The sequence below is a fragment of the Campylobacterota bacterium genome (genome assembly GCA_040752835.1).
GTDB lineage: Bacteria > Campylobacterota > Campylobacteria > Campylobacterales > Sulfurimonadaceae > Sulfuricurvum.
In genome coordinates, this window is record JBFMGG010000007.1 from 673,013 (window position 1) to 690,365 (window position 17,353).

The window sequence follows — 17,353 nt, forward strand, 5'->3', positions numbered from 1 at the left end:
GCCTCTTCGCGTCACCCCCTGAAATATCCTTCCAGAATCTGTTTCCCCAACTCCACTCCGGGCTGATCGTACGTGTTGATCTCCAGCAGCGCTCCACTGGCGGACGTGAGCAGTTCGTAATAGATGATCATCCCGCCGACAGAATGTTCATCGATTTTTTTCCACTCGATGTCATCGACGCTGACGTCGCTTTCGATGACGCTTTTCATCGTCGCCATGCACTGCGCGTTGATCAGTTCGTTAAACGAATGGCCGTTGACGAAATCGCTTTTCTCCAAATAGCGCAGCGAAAGTTCGGGAATCATCAGCGATTCTTCGGATTCGGCGATGTGCATGAAGGTGACCGTTTTGTTCAGCGGCCCCTGCACGATCAGCTGTAAAAACGAATGCTGATCGACCGAACCGATCAGAGCGATCGGCGTCAACCCTACCCGTTCGCCGCGACGATTCCGTTTTCCGAGCGATTCGCCCCACAGTTGCACCATCCATTTTCCGAACTCCTCGAAGGTGTCGGAATAGGCGAAAAGGACGTTCATCGGAAAGCGCTGCGCATGGGTGACGTAATAAGCCGCCTTTTGCAGCAGGTGATCCTCTTTGCGTTCCCAGAAACGCTCCAGGAACGCCTCGGCTCCCTTGAGGACTTCGAGGGTGTCGAACCCCGCGAGGGTCAGGGGGACGATCCCGACCGCGCTGAGGACCGAAAAACGCCCTCCGACGTTGGAAGGGATCACGAAACGGCGCAATCCGTTTTCGTCCGCATAGCGCGAAAGGACCGATCCCTCATCGCTGATCACCATTACCTGGTCGGAATGTTCCACTTTCAGATCGAATGCGACAATGACCCGCTTGAAAATCGAGAGGGTCTCGACGGTGCTGCCCGATTTGGAGATAACGATGAAAAGGGTGCGGGGTTTGTCGATCTGCGAAATTACCTGGCTGACGCTGATCGGATCGGAGTTTTCGAGGTAAACGATTTTTTTGGCGTTCGGGGTGCCGGGACGCAATAGACGTTCGATCGCTTTGATCCCCAGCGACGATCCCCCGATCCCGATGACGGCGATCGTGTTGTATTTTTTGTCGATTGCGGGGCGAAGAGCCTCCACTTCTGCTACCAGCGGTTGCGAAGCGCGCGGAAGATCATAATACCCTACTTCGCCGCTTTGGGCTTCAAAACGCAGAGCTTCGTACCCTTTTTCGATGGTGAAAGGGTCGATGTTCTTCGTGCTGAAGTGGTTGACGAAGCGGAGCATCAGCGGTTACCGATGAGAACCGTCATGTCCACAAGCCGGCTGCTGTACCCCCATTCGTTATCGTACCATGCCAGTACTTTGACGGTATTGCCGTCCACGACGCTCGTCATGTCCGGAACGTAGGTCGAGCTGTAGGTGCTTCCGATAAAATCGGAGGAGACCCGTTTGTCGTTGTCGATCTCGATCAACCCTTTGAAAGCCCCTTCCGCCGCCGCGTTGAACGCCGCATGGACTTCCTCTTTGGTCACCTCTTTTTTCAGGTTGACGGTCAGGTCGACGACCGAAACGTCCGGTGTCGGAACCCGCATCGCGTATCCGTTGAGTTTTCCCTGCAGATGCGGCATGACTTTGCCGATCGCCTTGGCCGCCCCGGTAGAGGTCGGGATCATGTTCATCGCCGCTGCGCGCGCGCGGCGGGGATCTTTGGAGTGTTTGACGTCGAGGATGTTCTGATCGTTCGTGTACGAATGGATCGTCGTCATCAGACCGTTTTCGATTCCGAACGCGTCGTCGAGAACTTTCGTGATCGGTCCAAGACAGTTGGTCGTACAGCTGGCGTTGGAGATGATGGCTTCCCCTTTGTACTGATCCGAATTGACCCCGAAAACGTACGTCGGGCTGTCGTCTTTGGCCGGTGCCGACATGATTACTTTCTTGACACCGTTTTTGAGGTGTTTGGCACAGCTTTCCTGATCCAGGAATTTACCCGTACATTCGATGACCACTTCGGCGCCCGCACCGCCGAAATCGACGTTGTCGATATTGCGGTCGTTGAACATGCGGACGTTTTTCCCGCCGATTTGGATCGTCTGTTCGTCGATCACTTTCGCGTCGATACCGCGGTGGACGCTGTCGAATTTCAACAGATACTCAAGCATTTCGGGTTTTGCGGTCGTATTAAGCGCGACCAGCTCGATGTCACTGCGTTCTGCGATGATTTTAGCTACGATAATTCCGATTCTTCCTGTGCCGTTAATCGCCACTTTGAGTGCCATAGAGACTCCTGATTTCAAAGAAAATAATGCTTTATTGTAACAAAAAAAGTTTAAAGAGAGCGTTAGAAGGGGGTCGAAGCCCCCGGTAAAGGGGAAAAGTCAGTAACTGTAGGTGACCGTCACGGGAATCTCTTTGAGAGGTTGATCGCTCTCCACGCTGATCGATTTTCCTTTGAACACGGCAGTGTTGGTGTAGCCGCTGAGCACCTGGCGCGATTTGTAGGTTTTTTGGGTCTCGCATTTGCGTACCGTGCGATAAGATGGGGTATTTCCCCCGCCGTAGCTTCCGGCCACTTTCTGTCCCGCCAGCGTCCCCAGAACGGCGCCCCCGACGGTCGCAACGGTTTTCCCTGTTCCGCCGCCGATCTGGTGGCCCAAAACGCCGCCCAGTGCGCCGCCGGCAACGGCACCGACTACATTGTTCATCCCGCCGCCGGTTTCGACCGCTTCCTGGACGTCGTAGCACCGTTCTTCGGGAATCTCTTCCTGGATCGTCGCATAGACCGGAGAAGAACGCGTCACCTTGACGTATTCGACGGTCGAAAAACTCTCCGCGCTAAGCAACGTTCCGCAAAAAAGGATCGGAAAAGAGAATTTAGAAAGGGGTGTGATGGACATGCATAATTCCTTCGGTTCGATTTGTCGGGCAATTGTACGGCCCGATTGTTAACCGATAGTGAATTTACCGACTGCCGTAAAGGAGCGTATTGATTTTTTCGTAGATGTCGAGGATTTCGTCTTTTTTCTCGAAAAAACTGTTTTTGTTGGCGATCAGGTGGGTGGAAGATTCCATGATCGTTTCCACCACTTCCAGGCCGTTTTGTTTCATCGTACTTCCCGTTTCGACAACGTCGACGATCATGTCGGCCAATCCGACAAGCGGGGCGAGTTCGATCGAACCGTAGAGTTTGATGATGTCCGCAGCGACGGCCCGTTCGGCAAAGTAGCGTTTCGTGATGTTGACCATTTTGGTCGCGACTTTGATCTCGCTCTTGGTGAAATCGGGCTTTTCACCCGCCCGCATCCCGATGGCGATGCGGCATTTCCCTTTTTGAAGATCAAGCAGACGGATGACGTCCAGCCCCTGCTCTTCGAGCGTATCGAGTCCGACGACGCCGATATCGGCGGCCTGGTGATAGACGTACGTCGCGACGTCCTGGTTGCGCACCAGCAAGAACTTGAAATTCTCGGTCTGGAGAATCAGTTTTCGATCGTCGAATTTGAACCCGCTGCCGAAAATCGATTCAAAAATCTCCAGCGTTTCATCGGCGATCCGCCCTTTGGGGAGTGCGACACTTAGCATACTCTACCTTTTTCGATTAACTTTTTCATTCCCTTGAAGATCAGCTCTTCGTCCACGACCGAATCGGGGAGAAAACGGCTTAAGACCGGTGCGTCGCCGCCACACAGATAGATCGGTTTTCCGATCTTGCCGATCTGCGCGACCAGAGGGGCCAGAAACCCGGCCGTGACGGCGTCTTGGGTATTTTTCGCCATTTTAGCCAAATCAACCTCAAAGTTCCATGACACGTCCAGCGCGGGAGAGAGGCGCGCGTATGCATCGCCGGCGGCACGAAGCCCCAAAGCGATGAATCCCCCCCGATAGACTCCATCGTCCATAATATCGACGGTGATCGCGCTCCCCGCATCGACGACGACCCCGTCTTCGATCGCTTCGCACGCCATAATCCGGTCGATTCCCATCGTCGGGTAATATTTTTCCCACTCGACCTGCCCGCGAAGATCGTACCAGTTCGCCAGACCCGCAACGCGCTGACTGAACCGGGCATTGACGCTGATAAAACAGACCGTCCCGGTGATGGAAGCGGGATCAAAATCCCCGGCACCGATTTTGGTCCGTTTCCCTTCCTTGTACAAATCAACCGATGTGTTGCCGACGTCGCATAAAATCATGCCGACATTATAACTTAAGTACGGAATTGACCCTCGCGACACTGTCGCCTTTGTGCAGGCTCAATCGGACAACCGAATCTTCCAGTGCGTTCAGGTCATGCATGACGTTTCCTTCCAGCGCGATCACATCCCCCGTGTTGAGCGTAAAACGTTCCTCGCCCACCCCGAAATCGATACTGCCCGATACGATCATTACCGTAATCGGAAACGACGTTTTATGGGCTTTCATCGATTGACCCGTACGAAAAACGATCCGGATCTCTTTGGTAAAGCCGCTATCGATGAGAGGGGTAATGACGGGTTGGGCGTCGCCGTAAACGATGTCGGACGTAAATGAAGCCTGATGCATGGAAACTCCTTTTTAACGAAGATCATACCGGAGCCGCTGCGATTTTCTCTTGATGAAAATCAATCCCGCGCCATCGGATGGCACTCTCTGACCGTCTCCTGAAGATTCTGTTTCTGAACGTGGGTATAGATCTGCGTGGTGAGCAGCGACGCGTGCCCCAGCAGCTCCTGCACAACCCGCAAATCGGCGCCGCCGAGGATCAGGGCCGTCGCGTACGAGTGGCGCAGGGCGTGGGGAGAGGTGTCCAGATACTTCTGCGTTACCTTGAAAGCCGAAACGCGGCTGAGCGGTTCTCCGCGGTAATTGAGCCATAACAGCGGGCGGCTATACGGACATGCCTCGCGGTAAGCGCGCAGCGCCCTCATCGCTTCTTCGGCGATCGGAACGTAGCGCTCTTTTTCCCCTTTTCCGTGGCGGATACGGAGCCACTCCCCTTCGATGTCCCCTTCCTGCGCCTCGAGGCATTCGCTGATCCGCGTCCCCGTCGCGTACAGAAAAAGGATCAGCGCGTAGTCGCGAAGCCCGAGCCAGTCGCTGCGATCGATCCGGGCGAGTCCGGACTGGATCGTCTCATAGGTGAGGTATTTGGGAAGATTTTTCGGGATTTTGGAAAGGGAAAACTTCGAGGAGATCGAATCGAACCGGCTCCGATGACAAAAATCGAGAAAGGAATTGAAAGAGGAAAGTTTTCGGTTGAGGGTCCGTTTGTTGGGAATCGATCCCCACAGCGCGAAAACATCGGCCGGATCGATCCGGGTCAGGCTTTTGCCCGTCGCTTTTTCGATCTCATCGAGATCGCTCGCATACGCGTCGACCGTCCGCGGGCTCAGCGCTTTGATGACCGTGATGTATTCGATAAAAGCGTCAAGCTCTCCCGACATTACTGGATGGAGATATAGCGGTCGTCGAAATAAAAACGGCCGTCGCCGACAAAAATCTTATCCCCTTCCTGGAGATCGACGTCGTACACGTCGTACGCCAGAAGGTTTTTGGTCAGGGCGATCATATACCCCTCTTTTTCCAGCACGTAAACACGGTCGTTCTGGACGCTGATCCCCACGAAATGGGCAAAAGGAAATTTCTTTTTGGCGCGGAACTGCAGCGCAGGCGACAGAGCGATCACCTCGCCTTGTTTGGTCGTCAGCCAGATCCCCTCATTTGTATAGGCGATATTGCGGATGTCGTATTTTTCCCGAGCCTCTTTTTGCGACAATGCCAAAACCCCATACCCGGTCGACGCGACGAGATTGTTGTCGATGACATTGAGATAGGCGATATTGTTGAAATACTCTTCGGAGCTGACGACGACCGAGCGGAGCACCTGTTTGGTCTGGGAATTAACGATGACGATTTTACCGTCAAGCGTCAGGAACAGTACCAGCTCTTTGAGAAAATAGGGGTTGGCGATGCGTGAATCTACCGCGACCGATGCGTTCGACGCCTCTTTGAAAAGTAACTTTTTCGATTCCAGCGAATAAAGTGCCATCTCGTTGTTTGCAAACAGCACGGCCAGAATATCGTCTTGAACCGATGCGGCGGCGACTCCCCGCTTGAATTCAAACGTCACCTTGCCTTCTCCCCCCTCCGAGGAGAAAAGGACGAGATTGCGCTCGGGGCTTTCGGTCACGATCCATTCCGAGCCGCCGTTGAGCAGACGGTATCCCTCGGGGAGTTTGACCCGTTTTTCACCGTCTTTGGCAAGGAGAACTCCGTTTTCGAGCAACGCGGCGTTCGATGTGACCTGAGCGATCGAATCGCTCAGACGCCCGGCGTTTCGCCATTCTCCCTTGACGTCATCGGGTTTGTACACCTCTTTGTGGGAACATCCGCTAAAAAATACGGCCAGGGCGGCACTCAGCGCAAGCAGGGAAAATTTCATTATTTGACTCCGTAATGAGACAGCGACTGCCCCAGTTGATAAATGGGTGACTCTTCGCCGATCTGGGAGATTTTCTGATGCGCCAGCGCGGTATTGCCCTCTTCGAGAGCGTGGACGGCGAGTTCGAGCAGTGCCAGGTCTTTGTACAGCGCGCCCTGGCGCTTGGTGTAGCTCTCCAGCCCCGCGGCGTCGGATTTGATGATCGCGGCTTCGTACGAAGCGATGTCGGCGACACCGAAGGCTTCGGAGTTTTTCAGCGAAGAGAGAATGAGAGGGTCGTTCTGGGCGATTCCGCGGCTGAGCTTCCACAGGTCGTACAAAGCGGGATTGTCGTTTTTGAGCGTCGCTTCGGCGCTCTTATCCCCCGGGTTGAGCAACAGCGTATTGAGCGCCGCGTTCGAACTTTCGATTTTCGCATCGGTGTAAGCCTGATAGGCGATTGCCCCGGTCGCCGCGAACAGAAGCGATACGACTCCCGCAATCAGCGGTTTTTGGTACCGCTTGATAAAACGCTCGGTTTTGATCGCGCTTTCCAGAAACTTCTCTTCGGAATTGAGCTCCTCTTTGAGAGCGTCCATGTTTTCTTTCAGACTCAAAATAACTCCTGATTTTTGCCTTCGCTTAAAGGGTAATGATAGCTCAGCCAATGTTAAAGTTTCGTAAACCGATTTTTTCGCTACAATTATTTTCATAAATTTATCACGAATCAGGTTAACCATGCAAATCGACGAAACCCTTTTACAGAGACTCGAAAAACTCTCCTACCTCGAAATTCCGCAGGAGCATCGCGCCGAAATGATCGCGCAGCTGAGCGAAATCGTTTCGTTCGTCGACAACCTCGCCGAACTCGACACCGAAGGGGTGGGAGCGACGTTTGCGATGTCGGACGCTCCGACGCGCCTTCGCGAGGATGAGGGGATCGCCGACCGCCGCGTCAACGACGACATCCTATCCCACGCACCGCAGGCACAGGACCATTTTTTCATCGTACCGAAAATCATCGAGTAACCGATGGTTCGTGTTTTCGGCATCAAAAACTGCGACAGCGTCAAAAAAGCGCTTCATTTTTTGAACGCGCACTCGATCCCGTATGAATTCCACGATTTTAAAACCGCTCCCGTCGGCAAAGAAAAAATTGCCGAGTGGGCCCGCACCGTCCCCGTTTCAACCCTTTTGAATACCAAAGGGACGACCTACCGTGCCCTCGGGCTCAAATCGCTTACACTGGACGATTCGGGAAAAATCGGCTGGATGAGCGACCACAATCTCCTGATCAAGCGCCCGGTGATCGAATCGCCCGCCGGCCTGATCGTCGGATTCGACCTAATCCAATACGAAGGAATTTTCGCCAATGCAAGACAATAACGGCGCTCCGCTCGATATCCACAAACTCCTCAAAAGCGTCGTCGCTTACAAAGCGTCCGACCTTCACCTCGTCAGCCGCTCCGAGCCCCAGATCCGTATCGACGGTCGGCTCGTTGCCCTCAATCTCCCCGTTCTGGACGGGCGCGACATCGAAGAGATGGCCTATTCACTCCTCACCGAAAAGCAGAAAAAGACCTTCGAAGAATACAACGAACTCGATTTTTCGATCGTCATCCCCGACGTCGGCCGCTTCCGTGCCAACTACTACAAAACGATGGAAGACATCGCCTGCGCGTTCCGTATCATCCCGGTGACCATCCCTTCGCTGGACGATCTCAACGCCAAAAAAATCTTCAAAAGCATCATCAAACGCGAAAAAGGGCTCATCCTCGTCACTGGTCCGACGGGGAGCGGTAAATCGACAACCCTCGCGGCGATGCTCAACGAGATCAACATGACCGAATCGCGCCACATCATCACCGTCGAAGATCCGGTCGAGTTCGTCCACACGAACAAAAAATCGCTCTTTTCCCACCGTAACATCGGCACCGATACCCGCAGTTTCTCCGCGGCGCTCAAATACGCCCTCCGACAGGATCCCGACGTCATCCTGATCGGTGAGATGCGGGACAAAGAGACGATCCAGGCGGCACTTACCGCCGCCGAAACCGGTCGCCTGGTCTTCGGAACGCTCCACACCAATTCCGCCCCCCAGACGATCAACCGTATCATCGACGTCTTCAGCGGCGACGAGCAGCCGCAGGTGCGGGCTCAGCTCTCAACCTCTCTGGTCGCCGTCATTTCGCAGGTTCTGATGCCCAAAATCGGCGGCGGGCGGATTGCTGCGCAGGAGGTGATGATCACCAATCCCGCGATTGCCAACCTGATTCGCGAAGACAAAGTCCATCAGCTCTATTCACAGATGCAGCTCAACCAGCAGGAGACCAATATGTCGACCCAGACGCAGGAAATCGTCGAATGCCTCCGCAAAAAGCTTATCAGCCGCGATACCGCGATCCAGTTCTCGAACAAACCCGACGAACTGCTCCGGATTATCAGGACGATGTGATTTCCCCCTTTTTCGGGGAAACCTTAAACTTTTTTTCAAAAGTTTGCCCTAACCCTCTGCTTTATCCCTTTTTTCCTTTTTTATTTTCTATAATCGCGGATTATGAAACACCAAGAGCTCCTTAAACGTCACCGTCTCAAAGCGACGCCGCAACGTATCGCCATCATCGAGCTAATGCATTCGGCCGGTCACATCACCATTGATGAGCTCTACCGCTCCATTCTCCAAAAATTCGCCTCCATCTCCCTTGCCACCCTCTACAAAAACATCCACAGCATGATGGACGTGAGCCTGATACGGGAAGTCAAAGTGGCGGGGTACAAAACCCGCTACGAAATCGAAAAGGCGCAGCATGCCCACGTCGTCTGTAAAGAGTGCGGCGAACTCAAAGACATTCCGATGAATCCCTCGTCGCTTCTGAAAGATCCGGGATTTGACATGGCAGGGTACAAAGCCGACGACGTGTCGGTCGTGATCACGGGAATCTGCCCTCACTGTCAGGCCAAATAAAACCGTTTTCTTCAAAAACCGTATCGGATAGCGGACAAAGGGAAAGTGCCGCAAAGCGCGGCGTCTTCGGAGGGAATGGAATTAGCGATGCGCTTCTTTGAGCGTATCGGCGATGAGGAATGCAAGTTCGAGGGACTGGTCGGCGTTAAGACGCGGATCGCAGTGGGTGTGATAACGGCTTTTGAGATTCTCTTCGGTGATCTCGAACGATCCCCCCAGACATTCGGTGACGTTTTTACCGGTCATTTCGAGATGCACTCCCCCCGCGTACGTTCCTTCGGCTTTGTGTACCTGGAAAAACTGTTTCATCTCCCGCAGAACCGAATCGACCGGGCGCGTTTTGTAGCCGTTGCTCGTAATCGTGTTGCCGTGCATCGGATCGCAGCTCCAGACGACCTGTTTTCCTTCCCGCTCGATCGCGCGGATCAGCTTGGGCATTCCTTCGGCAACTTTATCGGCTCCCATCCGGACGATGATGTTCAGCCGTCCCGCTTCGTTCGAGGGGTTGAGGACGTCGCACAAGCGGACGAGGTCGTCGGGGTCCATCGACGGACCGGCCTTGACCCCGATAGGGTTCTGGATACCGCGCATGAATTCGACGTGTGCTCCGTCAAGCTGGCGGGTACGGTCACCGATCCAGAGCATGTGGGACGAAACGTCATACCACTCACCCGTCAGCGAATCCTGACGCGTAAACGCCTCCTCATAGTTGAGCAGAAGCGCTTCGTGGGAGGTATAGAAATCGGTTTCGCGGAGCGTCCGGTAATTTTCGGAAATGATTCCGCATGCCGCCATAAAACGGAGTGAATCGTCGATCTGACGGGCCAGCTCATCGTATTTTTTGGTCATTTCGTTCTGCCCGACGAATCCGAGATTCCACGCATGTACCTGGTTCAGATCGGCCAGTCCCCCCGACGCGAACGCACGCAGAAGGTTCAGCGTGGCCGCCGACTGGTTGTAGGCCTGGACCATACGCTGCGGATCGGGAATCCGGGCTTCGGCGCTGAATTCGACGCCGTTGATGATGTCCCCGCGGTAGCTGGGAAGCGTAACACCTTCCACCGTTTCGGTATCGGACGAACGCGGTTTGGCAAACTGGCCGCCCAGACGTCCGACCTTGACGACGGGTACCCCGCCGGCAAAGGTCATGACAACCGCCATCTGCATCATCACTTTGAACGTGTCGCGGATGTTGGTGGCGTGAAATTCCGAAAAGCTTTCGGCACAGTCGCCTCCCTGCAACAGGAACGCTTTCCCCGCACATACGTCGGCGAGGCTTTTTTTCAACATGCGCGCTTCACCGGCGAAAACAAGGGGAGGATAATTGCGCAGAACGGATTCGACCTCTTCCAAAGCGGTCTGGTCGGGATAGACCGGCTGCTGCTTGATCGGTTTTGTTCTCCAGCTGGATCGTGTCCACGTATTCATTCGTTTATCTCCTCGTACCTGCGTTTACGCACCGCCCGGTTATTGTCTTTGTGAATTGTATCGTTTTAATCTAAAAAGGGACTGATTGGTGGAATCAAATCTTAGATTTATGTTTGAAAAAGTATAATGGCGGCAATTATAAAGGGGGCTTTCCCTAGACTCCCATGGGGTCTAAAAGTCCTTCTTTTTGCCAGGCCGACCCGTTCTTGCGGGAGTTGACCGATTGAATATTGCACCAAAGGCCGAGAATGGACAACAGCCGTTTCAACCCTTTCCTACTCCATTTTTGCAAAGAGCTCTCCGTTCGGCTGGAATCCCTGAGCAACAATCAGGCTACACTCGCTTCTTCCGAATTTTCCGAACTTGCCGAAGCCGCTTTGCATGAGGTACTCGAATCGTATTCATCGGGCGAGTTCGATCTCCAGCAGTACCGCTCCGAGGGGACTTTCGAAGGGTACAAAGAACTCGCGCTGCAAAGCATCACCTCGTATTCGCAAACCAATGAAAATTTCGAAAAGATCACGGCCGACCACGGTTCGCTGCTGGCCGAAAGCCAGGAAGAAGAACTGATCAATTTCGACAAAATCACCGAAAAGTTCAACGATATCCAGTCCCATCTCAGCGACGAAGTCTCACGCGCCAACCAGGTCATAAGCGGCCTGATGGAGCAGGTCAAAACCCTCGAGATGAAAACGACCCTCGATCCGCTCACCAAGGTTTACAACCGTTATGCCCTTCAGGAACATCTCAAGCCGGTACTTGCCCGGGAAAATACCCATTTCGACATTTTCGCCCTGATGGTCGACGTCGACGATTTCAAACGGATCAACGACCGCTTCGGCCACATCGCGGGGGACAAGGTACTCATTTTCATCGCCAAGCTTCTGAAAAAAGCGCTTCGCGAGGGGGACCGCGTCTACCGTTTCGGCGGGGAAGAGTTCATCATCCTTCTCAACCGAACCGACGAAGCGGGCGCCCGTCTCGTCGGCGAGCGCCTCCTTTCGCTGTGCCGTAACAACAAACCTTTGTTCCAGAACCAGCAGATTGCCGTCACCCTGAGCATCGGGCTGACGCAAATCGTGCCGAACGATACGCTCGATGCGATCATCGAACGTTCCGACACGGCACTCTACCGAGCTAAAAACAACGGCAAAGACCGCTTGGAAACGGAGTTTTGATGGATCTGAACTATTTTGACGTCGCGGTCGGCTCGATCGTTCTCCTGCTCGGGCTCAAAGGGCTTCTAAACGGTTTTTCCAAAGAAGTATTCGGCATGGTCGGCATCGTAGGGGGCGTTTTCGTCGCCTCGCACCTCGGCGGCATCATCGGGCACTTCCTCAGCGATACGGTTTTTCATTTCGAAACCGCTACCGCGATCAACCTGATGGGCTTTGTCTTCGCACTGGGGATTTTCTGGCTTCTGATGGTCGCCCTAGGAAGCGGCTTCAAACGCCTCAGCACCCTCAGCGGCCTGGGAACGCTCGACCAGATTCTGGGGTTCGTGGTCGGGAGCAGCAAATTCTTTTTTATCCTCTCCATCATCGTCTACGCCCTTTTCAGCGTTACGGCGATCCGCGAAAATTTCGAGGAGAAGATGGCCCACAGTTTCTTTTACGAACCGATGATGGCGACGGGGAATTTCATCCTCCATATCGAAACCGACGATCTCAAAGCCATCCTTGACGCCAACACCAGCGACGCGAATGCCACCGACGCCAACGCCACCCGCGATGCCAACCAAACCAACGAGGAGCGATAAGCATGGGTTCTTATACCGATTTTACCGAACGTACGGTCGAGTACAACAAGCTGCTGAGCGATTTCAAGCAGCTCCTTAAAGAAAACGGTCTGAAATTCACGATCCAGCGCGAAGTGATTCTCGAGATGCTGTACAATTCCGACGAACATCTCACTCCCGAAGCGCTGCATCATCTGATCCAGGAGAAGCATCCCGATCTCAATACCGGAATCGCGACCGTTTACCGCACTCTCTCGCTGCTGGAAGATTCGGATATGGTTACCTCGCTCTCGTTCGGGGCACAGGGGAAAAAGTACGAACTCGGGGCCAAAGACCACCACGACCACCTGATCTGTACCCAATGCGGAACGATCACCGAATTCGTCGACGACGAAATCGAAGAACGGCAGAAAAAAATCGCCGAAACGCTGGGTTTTAAAATGCAGGAGCATTCGATGCAGATTTACGGCATCTGCAAAACCTGCCAGGACAAATCCAAAAACTAAGAAAGGAATACCATTGGCATTCGAAAACCAATACGTACAGCAGCGGATCGAAAAAGCCCAGGCCCTGAGGGAACTGGGGATAGATCCGTATGCGAATCACTCCGAGCGCAATACGACGATCGAAAAGTACCATAACGTCAACTCCGATCTTTTTCAGAAAGAAGAAAAACGCGACGAGCACCGCCACTACACCGTCGCCGGACGGATCAAACTCTTCCGCCTGATGGGAAAAGCGAGCTTTTTGAAGATCGAAGACGAAAGCGGAATGCTCCAGGTCTACGTCGCACGCGACAATCTCCCCGAGGGGTTCTATAACGACGTGTTCAAAAAGCTCGTCGAAGTGGGCGACATCGTCGAAGTGAGCGGTTATCCGTTCGTCACGCAGCAAGGCGAACTCTCCTTGCATGCGGACAGTCTCAAAATCCTGACCAAGGCGATCTCCCCGCTCCCCGAAAAGTTCCACGGGATTCAGGACAAAGAGATGCGCTACCGCCAGCGCTATCTCGATCTGATCATGAACGCCGAAGTGCGCAAAACGTTCCATATCCGTTCCAAGGTGATCAGCCTTACCCGCCGTTTCTTCGAAGACAAAGGGTTCCTGGAAGTCGAAACGCCGATGATGCACCCCATCGCGGGCGGGGCGAACGCCAAACCGTTCGTCACCCACCACAATGCCCTGGGGGTTGACCGTTATCTTCGGATCGCTCCGGAACTGTATCTCAAACGTCTCATCGTGGGCGGCTTCGAAGCGGTGTTTGAAATCAACCGCAACTTCCGCAACGAAGGGATGGATGCGACCCATAATCCCGAATTCACCTCGATCGAGTTTTACTGGGCCTACAAAACCTATAAAGACCTGATCGCAATCACCAAAGAGTATTTCGAATACCTTTTCGACCATCTTGACCTTCCCAAACGCCTCCCCTACGGCGAGCTGGAAGTCGATTTTGCACAGTTCACCGAGATCGAACTGGTCAAAAGCCTCAGCGTCATCGGCGGCGTCCCGGAGGAGATCGTCAACGACAAAGAAGCGATTCTTTCCTACCTCAAAGCCAATAACCTCGAGGCCAACGCCGCGATGAACCTGGGGCAGCTGCAAGGCGAGCTCTTCGATGAATTCGTCGAGCATAAGCTGATCAACCCGACGTTCATCACCCACTATCCGGTCGAAATCTCGCCGTTGGCGCGCCGCAACGACGAGCGTCCCGAACTGACCGACCGTTTCGAACTCTTTATCGCCGGGCGTGAAATTGCCAACGCATTCAGCGAACTCAACGATCCGGTCGATCAGCTGGAACGTTTCGAAGCGCAGATGGCGGCGAAAGATTCGGGCGACGACGAAGCGCACGAAATGGACGAAGACTTCGTCACGGCGCTCAGCTACGGCATGGCACCGACGGCGGGTCAGGGAATCGGGATCGACCGCCTCGTCATGATGCTCACCAACCAGCATTCCATCCGGGACGTACTGCTCTTCCCGGCGATGAAACCGCTGCACCACACTCAAAACCAACACGGAGAAGAAGAATGAGTTTCCTCAAAGAATTTGACAACGAAATTTACGCCCTGTGCGAGCAAGAGCTCGAACGTCAGACCGATCACCTCGAGATGATCGCATCGGAAAACTTCACCCTTCCGGCCGTTATGGAAGCGATGGGATCGGTGTTTACGAACAAATACGCCGAAGGGTATCCGGCAAAACGCTACTACGGCGGGTGCGAATTCGCCGACGGCGTAGAGCAGCTGGCGATCGACCGTGCGTGCAAACTGTTCGGTTGTAATTACGCCAACGTCCAGCCCCACTCGGGTTCTTCAGCCAACGGTGCCGTTTACGCCGCCTTGCTGCAGGCGGGCGACAAGCTGCTGGGAATGGATCTCAGCCACGGCGGTCACCTGACCCACGGTTCCAAAGTGAGCTTTTCGGGTAAAAACTATCACAGTTTCTCGTACGGCGTCGAGCTTGACGGCCGCATCAACTACGATCGCGTCATGGACATCGCCAAGATCGTCCAGCCTAAAATCATCGTCTGCGGCGCTTCGGCCTATGCACGCGAAATCGACTTCAAAAAATTCCGCGAAATCGCCGATGCGGTAGGAGCGATTTTGTTCGCCGACATCGCCCACATCGCGGGTCTGGTTTGTGCGGGCGAGCATCCAAGCCCCTTCCCGTATGCCGACGTCGTCACGACCACAACGCATAAAACCCTTGCGGGTCCCCGCGGCGGTATGATCCTCACCAACGACGAAGAGATCGCCAAAAAAATCAACTCGGCCATCTTCCCCGCACTCCAGGGCGGGCCGCTTGTACACGTCATCGCGGCCAAAGCGGTCGGTTTCAAGCACAACCTCTCCGATGAGTGGAAAACGTACGCCAAACAGGTCAAGGCCAATGCCAAAGTACTCGCCGACGTATTGATGAAACGCGGATACGATATCGTCAGCGGCGGTACGGACAACCACCTCGTCCTCGTATCGTTCCTGAACAAGCCGTTCAGCGGTAAAGACGCCGATGCCGCACTCGGACGTGCCGGGATCACCGTCAACAAAAATACCGTTCCGGGCGAAACGCGTTCTCCGTTCGTCACCAGCGGTGTCCGTATCGGCAGCCCCGCCCTCACCTCGCGCGGGATGAAAGAAAAAGAGTTCGAACTGATCGCAAACCGGATCGCCGACGTTCTCGACGACATCGACAATACCGAAAAACAAGCCGCCATCAAAGCGGAGCTTCAGGCACTGGCGAGAAATTTCGTCATCTACAAACAGCCTACTTATTAAGCAAGCTGTCTAAAAATTGCCTTTTTTCTCCCCGAAAGGGAGAAAGTCGGTAGTACGATCGCATCAGTAAAAAAGGATACCCTGTGACATCGATGGACATGAAACTGATCAAAATGATTACGGATCATTATTGGCTCAAACACGACAGTGTCGTCAATAAAATCGATTTCAAAGGGCGTACTTTTTACAACAAATACGAGCGTATCGACAAAACGCTGACCCAATCGATCATCGATCAGCACCTCAAGGGGCAGATCACCGTCGCCCATTCCCTCATCAACAAATTCGACAAAGTCGAAAACATCGTCATCGATTACAACGGGACCGATCCGCAACGCTTTTATCACCGCACGCAGCTGCTGCTGCGCGAGGAAGGGTTCATCAATTTCACCGCATTCGAAACAAAAACGCCGGGGCATCTTCACGTCTATATCCATAAGGGGCACACAACTTTACAAGAAGCCAATCAACTGGGTAAAATGATTTCGCTGAAATTGGCTGCCAAACAGCCCAAACAATGGCGGATGTTTCCGACCCTCGATTTACCGATCGAGTACAATATTCTCAATCTTCCCTATGAGGTCTACGCCAAAGAGCGCGGAGCTTCATGGTCGAAGCACATGTAACCGATAAACTCAGAAGGAAACCCTTTCAATGGAAGAAAAAAACGAGCTCAACGATATCATCCTGAACAAAAGCGGTTCGGGTTCCAACAGCAAAAAGCTCTTGCTCGCGATTGCGACGCTGACCCTTGTTTTGATCATCGTACTGGTTATCATGAACTCTCTCAAAAGCGAAAGTGAAGAGCAGCCGCCGCATGCCGCGATTCCTCCCGAACCTTCCGCACCGACCGAAATCATCGATGATCCGCTGTTTGAGCCGGTCGAAGTGATCGAAGAGGGAAGCAATACGACCGCCCCCGCGCAGGATCTGGGTCAAATCGCCCAGAAAATCAAGCAAGAATCGTTCGATAACGCGCCGGTTCAGGAGAAAACGCTCCAGCCTGCCGCTGCCGTTACCGCCCCTGCGCCGGTCGCCGCTCCTGCCGTTCCGGCACGCCAAAACGTCGCCCCCGGGACGCAGCCCAAGACCCCGACCGTCGTGTCGGCACCGAAAGCCGAGCCCAAACCGGCGGCCAAACCCGCCGTGGTAGCCACTCCGACGATCAAAAGCGTCAAGCCCGCAGAGCCGAAGAAAACGGCCGAAACGAAAAAAGCTCCCACTACGGCTCCCGCTGCAGCCAAACCCGCCGCTCAGCCGGTAGCGAAAGCCACCGAAACCGCACCGGCGAAAACCGCCGACAAAACCGAGACGACCGCACCGAAAACGGCCGAAGCGCCCAAGGCCGCCGCAACCGGAGGCGTCTATTACATTCAGGTCGGTTCGTTTACCAAAGAGCCGAATAAAGCCCTCTTCGACCGTCTCAACGCCAGCGGCCTGAAATACACGACCGTCCCCTCAGGTGCGGCCACCAAAGTGCTCGTAGGACCTTTCCAGGGTGAAAAAGCGGCGCGTGACGTCATCGGAACCGTCCGCAAAAACATCGAAGCCGGCGCCTACATCGTAAAGGGATAA

Annotated in this window: 21 protein-coding genes; 11 read left to right on the forward strand and 10 right to left on the reverse strand. The window is 54.1% G+C overall.

The genetic code is table 11. The features are described from left to right. Positions 1 to 11: 11 nt before the first annotated feature. The 9 genes from AB1763_09590 to AB1763_09630 all read right to left on the reverse strand — a co-directional run bounded on the left by AB1763_09590 (position 12) and on the right by AB1763_09630 (position 6,983). Positions 12 to 1,250, reverse strand: a complete 1,239-nt coding sequence (locus AB1763_09590) for a glucose-6-phosphate isomerase (GenBank protein MEW5833073.1) — start codon at positions 1,248 to 1,250, stop codon at positions 12 to 14. Then, on the reverse strand, positions 1,250 to 2,245 hold the full coding sequence (gap, locus tag AB1763_09595) for a type I glyceraldehyde-3-phosphate dehydrogenase (GenBank protein MEW5833074.1): 996 nt from the start codon (positions 2,243 to 2,245) through the stop codon (positions 1,250 to 1,252). Before gap ends, AB1763_09590 begins: the two co-directional genes overlap by 1 nt. Before the next feature lie 99 nt (positions 2,246 to 2,344). Then, a complete protein-coding gene (locus tag AB1763_09600) occupies positions 2,345 to 2,863 on the reverse strand; it encodes a glycine zipper 2TM domain-containing protein (GenBank protein ID MEW5833075.1) in 519 nt (172 codons plus the stop codon). A gap of 64 nt (positions 2,864 to 2,927) precedes the next feature. After that, positions 2,928 to 3,548, reverse strand: coding sequence for an ATP phosphoribosyltransferase (hisG, locus tag AB1763_09605; protein ID MEW5833076.1), 621 nt, complete (start codon positions 3,546 to 3,548; stop codon positions 2,928 to 2,930). Continuing rightward, positions 3,542 to 4,159 carry a type III pantothenate kinase gene (locus AB1763_09610; GenBank protein MEW5833077.1) on the reverse strand — a complete coding sequence of 206 codons (618 nt, stop codon included), beginning with the start codon at positions 4,157 to 4,159 and terminating at the stop codon, positions 3,542 to 3,544. The genes hisG and AB1763_09610 overlap by 7 nt, the downstream gene beginning before the upstream one ends. Positions 4,160 to 4,166: 7 nt before the next feature. Then, positions 4,167 to 4,508 (reverse strand): cupin, encoded by a 342-nt coding sequence (locus AB1763_09615; protein ID MEW5833078.1) that lies wholly within the window; start codon positions 4,506 to 4,508, stop codon positions 4,167 to 4,169. A 59-nt stretch (positions 4,509 to 4,567) separates the two neighbouring features. Then, positions 4,568 to 5,389 (reverse strand): tyrosine-type recombinase/integrase, encoded by an 822-nt coding sequence (locus AB1763_09620; protein MEW5833079.1) that lies wholly within the window; start codon positions 5,387 to 5,389, stop codon positions 4,568 to 4,570. Then, positions 5,389 to 6,387 carry a PQQ-binding-like beta-propeller repeat protein gene (locus tag AB1763_09625; protein ID MEW5833080.1) on the reverse strand — a complete coding sequence of 333 codons (999 nt, stop codon included), beginning with the start codon at positions 6,385 to 6,387 and terminating at the stop codon, positions 5,389 to 5,391. Before AB1763_09625 ends, AB1763_09620 begins: the two co-directional genes overlap by 1 nt. After that, entirely contained in the window at positions 6,387 to 6,983 is a 597-nt protein-coding gene (locus AB1763_09630; GenBank protein ID MEW5833081.1) for a hypothetical protein, read from the reverse strand. Before AB1763_09630 ends, AB1763_09625 begins: the two co-directional genes overlap by 1 nt. A 121-nt stretch (positions 6,984 to 7,104) precedes the next feature. Here AB1763_09630 and gatC point away from each other — a divergent pair, with 121 nt between their 5' ends. The 4 genes from gatC to AB1763_09650 all read left to right on the forward strand — a co-directional run bounded on the left by gatC (position 7,105) and on the right by AB1763_09650 (position 9,331). Next, the gene (gene gatC / locus AB1763_09635; protein ID MEW5833082.1) at positions 7,105 to 7,395 is read left to right on the forward strand and encodes an Asp-tRNA(Asn)/Glu-tRNA(Gln) amidotransferase subunit GatC; all 291 of its coding nucleotides are present in this window, start codon (positions 7,105 to 7,107) and stop codon (positions 7,393 to 7,395) included. Positions 7,396 to 7,398: 3 nt separating this feature from the next. Then, complete coding sequence (locus AB1763_09640; GenBank protein ID MEW5833083.1) at positions 7,399 to 7,752, forward strand: Spx/MgsR family RNA polymerase-binding regulatory protein; 354 nt, start codon at positions 7,399 to 7,401, stop codon at positions 7,750 to 7,752. Then, positions 7,739 to 8,821, forward strand: coding sequence for a type IV pilus twitching motility protein PilT (locus AB1763_09645; GenBank protein ID MEW5833084.1), 1,083 nt, complete (start codon positions 7,739 to 7,741; stop codon positions 8,819 to 8,821). Before AB1763_09640 ends, AB1763_09645 begins: the two co-directional genes overlap by 14 nt. A 102-nt stretch (positions 8,822 to 8,923) precedes the next feature. Continuing rightward, positions 8,924 to 9,331, forward strand: coding sequence for a Fur family transcriptional regulator (locus AB1763_09650; protein MEW5833085.1), 408 nt, complete (start codon positions 8,924 to 8,926; stop codon positions 9,329 to 9,331). An 81-nt stretch (positions 9,332 to 9,412) separates the two neighbouring features. Here the strand turns inward: AB1763_09650 and AB1763_09655 are convergent, their stop codons facing one another. Further along, the gene (locus tag AB1763_09655) at positions 9,413 to 10,759 is read right to left on the reverse strand and encodes a class II 3-deoxy-7-phosphoheptulonate synthase (GenBank protein MEW5833086.1); all 1,347 of its coding nucleotides are present in this window, start codon (positions 10,757 to 10,759) and stop codon (positions 9,413 to 9,415) included. Positions 10,760 to 11,007: 248 nt separating this feature from the next. Between AB1763_09655 and AB1763_09660 the strand changes: the two genes are divergently transcribed. The 7 genes from AB1763_09660 (at position 11,008) to AB1763_09690 (ending at position 17,353) form a co-directional block, all read left to right on the forward strand. Further along, positions 11,008 to 11,937, forward strand: coding sequence for a GGDEF domain-containing protein (locus AB1763_09660; GenBank protein MEW5833087.1), 930 nt, complete (start codon positions 11,008 to 11,010; stop codon positions 11,935 to 11,937). Continuing rightward, positions 11,937 to 12,518, forward strand: coding sequence for a CvpA family protein (locus AB1763_09665; GenBank protein MEW5833088.1), 582 nt, complete (start codon positions 11,937 to 11,939; stop codon positions 12,516 to 12,518). Before AB1763_09660 ends, AB1763_09665 begins: the two co-directional genes overlap by 1 nt. A 2-nt stretch (positions 12,519 to 12,520) precedes the next feature. Next, complete coding sequence (locus tag AB1763_09670; GenBank protein ID MEW5833089.1) at positions 12,521 to 13,003, forward strand: Fur family transcriptional regulator; 483 nt, start codon at positions 12,521 to 12,523, stop codon at positions 13,001 to 13,003. Positions 13,004 to 13,016: 13 nt separating this feature from the next. After that, the gene (gene lysS / locus AB1763_09675) at positions 13,017 to 14,534 is read left to right on the forward strand and encodes a lysine--tRNA ligase (protein ID MEW5833090.1); all 1,518 of its coding nucleotides are present in this window, start codon (positions 13,017 to 13,019) and stop codon (positions 14,532 to 14,534) included. Then, the gene (locus tag AB1763_09680; protein ID MEW5833091.1) at positions 14,531 to 15,778 is read left to right on the forward strand and encodes a serine hydroxymethyltransferase; all 1,248 of its coding nucleotides are present in this window, start codon (positions 14,531 to 14,533) and stop codon (positions 15,776 to 15,778) included. The genes lysS and AB1763_09680 overlap by 4 nt, the downstream gene beginning before the upstream one ends. 83 nt (positions 15,779 to 15,861) lie before the next feature. After that, a complete protein-coding gene (locus AB1763_09685) occupies positions 15,862 to 16,404 on the forward strand; it encodes a DUF1882 domain-containing protein (protein MEW5833092.1) in 543 nt (180 codons plus the stop codon). A gap of 28 nt (positions 16,405 to 16,432) precedes the next feature. Further along, positions 16,433 to 17,353, forward strand: a complete 921-nt coding sequence (locus tag AB1763_09690; GenBank protein ID MEW5833093.1) for an SPOR domain-containing protein — start codon at positions 16,433 to 16,435, stop codon at positions 17,351 to 17,353.

Bases quoted from the DNA above. Each gene is read 5' to 3' on its own strand.
- gatC (MEW5833082.1), top strand. From the start codon at position 7,105: ATGCAAATCGACGAAACCCTTTTACAGAGACTCGAAAAACTCTCCTAC.
- AB1763_09610 (MEW5833077.1), bottom strand. From the start codon at position 4,159: ATGATTTTATGCGACGTCGGCAACACATCGGTTGATTTGTACAAGGAA.
- AB1763_09690 (MEW5833093.1), top strand. From the start codon at position 16,433: ATGGAAGAAAAAAACGAGCTCAACGATATCATCCTGAACAAAAGCGGT.
- gap (MEW5833074.1), bottom strand. From the start codon at position 2,245: ATGGCACTCAAAGTGGCGATTAACGGCACAGGAAGAATCGGAATTATC.
- AB1763_09625 (MEW5833080.1), bottom strand. From the start codon at position 6,387: ATGAAATTTTCCCTGCTTGCGCTGAGTGCCGCCCTGGCCGTATTTTTT.
- AB1763_09600 (MEW5833075.1), bottom strand. From the start codon at position 2,863: ATGTCCATCACACCCCTTTCTAAATTCTCTTTTCCGATCCTTTTTTGC.
- AB1763_09620 (MEW5833079.1), bottom strand. From the start codon at position 5,389: ATGTCGGGAGAGCTTGACGCTTTTATCGAATACATCACGGTCATCAAA.
- AB1763_09650 (MEW5833085.1), top strand. From the start codon at position 8,924: ATGAAACACCAAGAGCTCCTTAAACGTCACCGTCTCAAAGCGACGCCG.
- AB1763_09615 (MEW5833078.1), bottom strand. From the start codon at position 4,508: ATGCATCAGGCTTCATTTACGTCCGACATCGTTTACGGCGACGCCCAA.
- AB1763_09640 (MEW5833083.1), top strand. From the start codon at position 7,399: ATGGTTCGTGTTTTCGGCATCAAAAACTGCGACAGCGTCAAAAAAGCG.
- AB1763_09655 (MEW5833086.1), bottom strand. From the start codon at position 10,759: ATGAATACGTGGACACGATCCAGCTGGAGAACAAAACCGATCAAGCAG.
- AB1763_09670 (MEW5833089.1), top strand. From the start codon at position 12,521: ATGGGTTCTTATACCGATTTTACCGAACGTACGGTCGAGTACAACAAG.
- AB1763_09680 (MEW5833091.1), top strand. From the start codon at position 14,531: ATGAGTTTCCTCAAAGAATTTGACAACGAAATTTACGCCCTGTGCGAG.
- AB1763_09660 (MEW5833087.1), top strand. From the start codon at position 11,008: ATGGACAACAGCCGTTTCAACCCTTTCCTACTCCATTTTTGCAAAGAG.
- AB1763_09645 (MEW5833084.1), top strand. From the start codon at position 7,739: ATGCAAGACAATAACGGCGCTCCGCTCGATATCCACAAACTCCTCAAA.
- hisG (MEW5833076.1), bottom strand. From the start codon at position 3,548: ATGCTAAGTGTCGCACTCCCCAAAGGGCGGATCGCCGATGAAACGCTG.
- AB1763_09590 (MEW5833073.1), bottom strand. From the start codon at position 1,250: ATGCTCCGCTTCGTCAACCACTTCAGCACGAAGAACATCGACCCTTTC.
- AB1763_09665 (MEW5833088.1), top strand. From the start codon at position 11,937: ATGGATCTGAACTATTTTGACGTCGCGGTCGGCTCGATCGTTCTCCTG.